The sequence below is a fragment of the Chamaesiphon sp. OTE_75_metabat_556 genome (assembly GCF_031378165.1).
Classification (GTDB): domain Bacteria; phylum Cyanobacteriota; class Cyanobacteriia; order Cyanobacteriales; family Chamaesiphonaceae; genus Chamaesiphon.
This window is the reverse complement of the sequence record NZ_JANNDR010000321.1, coordinates 1-3,441: the sequence shown is the minus strand read 5'-3', so window position 1 is coordinate 3,441 and position 3,441 is coordinate 1. Positions and strand designations below refer to the sequence as shown.

At 45.1% G+C, this 3,441-nt stretch carries 4 protein-coding genes and 1 pseudogene; all 5 read right to left on the bottom strand.

Annotated elements, in window-relative coordinates:
- Positions 1-248 (bottom strand): annotated as a pseudogene (locus RMO27_RS12770) (hypothetical protein); the annotation flags it as partial.
- Between the two features lie 77 nt (positions 249-325).
- Complete coding sequence (locus RMO27_RS12765) at positions 326-778, bottom strand: chemotaxis protein CheW (protein ID WP_309733021.1); 453 nt, start codon at positions 776-778, stop codon at positions 326-328.
- Positions 779-915: 137 nt separating this feature from the next.
- The gene (locus RMO27_RS12760; RefSeq protein WP_309733018.1) at positions 916-1,293 is read right to left on the bottom strand and encodes a response regulator; all 378 of its coding nucleotides are present in this window, start codon (positions 1,291-1,293) and stop codon (positions 916-918) included.
- Positions 1,294-1,331: 38 nt separating this feature from the next.
- Positions 1,332-2,522: a response regulator gene (locus tag RMO27_RS12755; RefSeq protein ID WP_309733016.1), complete on the bottom strand. Its 1,191-nt coding sequence runs from the start codon at positions 2,520-2,522 to the stop codon at positions 1,332-1,334.
- A 227-nt stretch (positions 2,523-2,749) separates the two neighbouring features.
- Positions 2,750-2,926 (bottom strand): hypothetical protein, encoded by a 177-nt coding sequence (locus tag RMO27_RS12750; RefSeq protein ID WP_309733014.1) that lies wholly within the window; start codon positions 2,924-2,926, stop codon positions 2,750-2,752.
- Positions 2,927-3,441: the final 515 nt, after the last annotated feature.

Genomic DNA, 3,441 nt, shown 5'->3' with positions numbered 1-3,441 from the left:
AGCACTTCGTCGTTATAGACCATGTCCGCACTAATTCTTTGCAAATCGATCTGTTTGGTAACAGTAGATTGAAAGCTATTGTAAATACTCCAAATATTCCAGGCCGACACCCCAGTCAGCAGCAAACTACCAGCGATCGTGGTGGTAATCGTGGCGAGCAAGTTATTCCGTACGAAGCCTTTGAGCTGTGCGATCGGGTTTGTCGATCGACCTGGTTGCACTGGTATGATTGGCTGATTGCTATTCATGGAGGTAGAAGAAGGTAGAGGGTCGAGGGTAGCGGGTAGGAGAATGAGGTGACAGCCTAAAGACTAAAGTCTAAAACCTAGATTCGGGGTTGCCACAAACCGGGTGGAATTAAATCGGGACGCATCATCAGCATCGTTCCATCGGTAGCTGTAGTCGTAAATAAGTCTGGTGGCAAATCGGCGCGGTTACTGGTGCCGATCGCTCGATCGACGACGATGCCGATATTTGCCAGCGATCCGGCAGATTCATTGAGTTTGACTACGACTGCTCGTTCGCGCGCACCAAATTGCTCGATGTTTAACAAGCGAGTGCCAGCAACTAACGGGATGATCGCGCCATTATGATGAATGATGCCCATCAGCACCGAATCGTAAAATGGTAAATCGAGGATCTGCACGCGATCGATTCGCAAAATTTCGGCCACCCACACAGCCGGAAATACCAGGGTGCGGCGGTCGATCGCCGTCGAGATAAATCGATCGGCTAGTAAGGTTTGGGACGCAATTGGTGGAGTTTGAGTAGCAGGCATGAGTTGGGAGTTGGGAGTTGGGAGTTCAATTCGGCTCTGCTCTCTGCGGTCATAGAGCTTGGCAATTAGAAGGAAAATCCCCTCCAATGAGGGGTGCCCGTAGGGCTGCTGCGGGTGACCCGCCCAGTGGGGTAGATCTACGCCGCAGTAGCTTTGGCCGGAATTTTAGCCAATACTTCTTCAACACTTTCACGACTCACTGGTTTAGGCAGATAATCATTAGCACCAGCTCGCTGGATGCCATAATTCATTTCCAATGGAGTTTTTTTGCTAGAACAGAAGATGACATAGAGATCGGCAGTCTTCGGATTCAATCTCACTGCCCGCAGGAATTTATAGCCATCTTGTTCTGGCATCACCACATCTAAAAACACGGCATCGTAGCTCCCATCCTCGATCGTCTGCATCGCATCTTTGGCACCATCACAGCGATCGACTTTGTGTCCGACTGCTTCCAAAACCGCTGTCAAAGCATGTGCATCAACGGAGCTGTCATCAATAATTAAAAAGTGCATATTTACTTACCTAATTTATCTGTAGTTGAGTTGTGGACTTAGTTCTGAGCGTTAGCTGCCGATTCTGGCGTGCCGACGAGATTGATGAGTAATTCCTCAAGTCGGGCTTGAAAATCACTCACGTCGCCTGATGCTAGCGGTTTTGTCAAAAACTCACACCCGCTCCATTGCGCCCGCCAGCGATTGGACAGCTTTTGCTCCCCAGTCAAAATCACTAGCGGAATCGCCGCCAATTGAGGTTGTTTGCGGATTTGTTTGACTAGCTCAAATCCAGAAATTCCCGGCATATTAATATCGATAAAAATTGCGGCGGGATCGACTTCGACGATGGTTGCCAGTGCGGTTTCCGACTCTTGACAACCGACGACTGGATAACCCAAACTCCCCACCCAGTGCTGAAACTGGGACAAAATTATCGGCGAGTCATCAACAACGACAATCGGTGCAGGAGTATCTTTTTTTGGCGGTTGAAAACTAACCAATCCCACCCTGACAAATTTGGCAAACATCTCGGCAATTTCGAGTGTATCTTTGGCCATATCTTCAGCGATCGAATTTAGCGTTTGCTGAGATTGCACGAGATTTTCAATCCGCTGTTGCTGTCCGGCTGGGAGATTAGCTTTCGTTAGTGCCGATCGATTGAGGACAGGAATTAAATGAATCGAGGGCACTTGCTGTTGCAATTTTTCCCATTGCAATTGTCTTTGCTTGGCTTCATCCAGAACGATGATCGGGCTAAATCCCTCGATGGGTAATTGCAGTTCCAAATCTGGAGCAGGAATAAAAGTCGCCTTGCCACTACCCATGAGCACATAGGTATCTAAGTCATTCAAAACTTTCATTTTCAAAGCTTTGATCAGTTGGGCGTCATTGACAATCCCAATTTGCTTCATTTTGGCGAGTAATTGCACTGGCGTCCAAACTTCCTGTTCTGCGGCCACCTTGAGCTGCTCGAACCGCTCGCCCACCAACTCATTGCGAGTATGTAGCGTATAGCGATAGAGGATCTTCATCAAGCTTGGTACTGACAACAAGCGATTGCTAGCATACAAAATTTGGCCTTTGGCAATCGCCAAGTACCAATGGATGACTTGCTCTCGATCTGCCAACCGATCGAATTGATGTTCCCAATATCCAGTTCTGCCATTCTGCAAGTGTTTGAGCAGTTGTTCTGATAATTCTCTTGATTGGAAAGAGAACCGCTCGGTTGTGGCGATAAGTCGATTCATATTTCTAGTATTAACCTGTCCATATGCTTAGATTACCCAGCCAGAATCTAGATGTTACCAATCTCGAAATTTAATCTTCTTTTGTAATTATTTACTCAAAAACTGCACCAAAAAAGATCGGTACAGCTCGTTTATCGGATAACATCAACAATCGAGTGGCAGACATCCATTACCCAATGGAGAAAATCTGAGCCAGAGCAGCCACCATCAAACCAGATTCGGGTTAATCAAGAAACACGATGGCGTTCCGCCTTCATCTTTGGAAGTAGTTGTTTTGCGCCATCCTGTTCTGGCACGTCAGCCGCAACTACTTTTACCATTAATAGTAGTCCGAGTGTACTTACCACCGTGAACCGTTTTCGCCCTTTGGTTTTCTTACCTGCATCATCAGCCAACTGCCTCACTCACCATAACTACAGGAGAGCCATCGATACTTACAACGCTGGGGCTAGGATCTCGATATTTCAAAATAACTGTATCGTCAGAATCGCATCAGATTGAGTTAATAAAAAAGTGTTTTTGTATTTTTATTTGACTACATTTTTTATTTTTAACATTTAGGATCGTCAAGCATCTCACTGCTAATTCGCTATAATACATTAAGTATTATACATTTCTATCTAATGCATTAATCGCAAGACCCAATAATGTAGTAATATGATCTCAATAGATGGGTATACTATATTAGTAGATGCTTGTATTGTATAAAACAAAAGTAATTTGCACAATTATCTATGGTTTTTGCCGATCGAGGATATGATTGTTGACGTAGCTATATTGGCTATAAAATACTATTTTCAATCGAAGAAGCTAGATATCTTGGCGTACTGGCGCAACCGAATCATTCAGATGATTCGTTTAACTTCAAATATATAGACAGCCACTATCAAAAAAATACATGTAGACCGATGACCGCCAC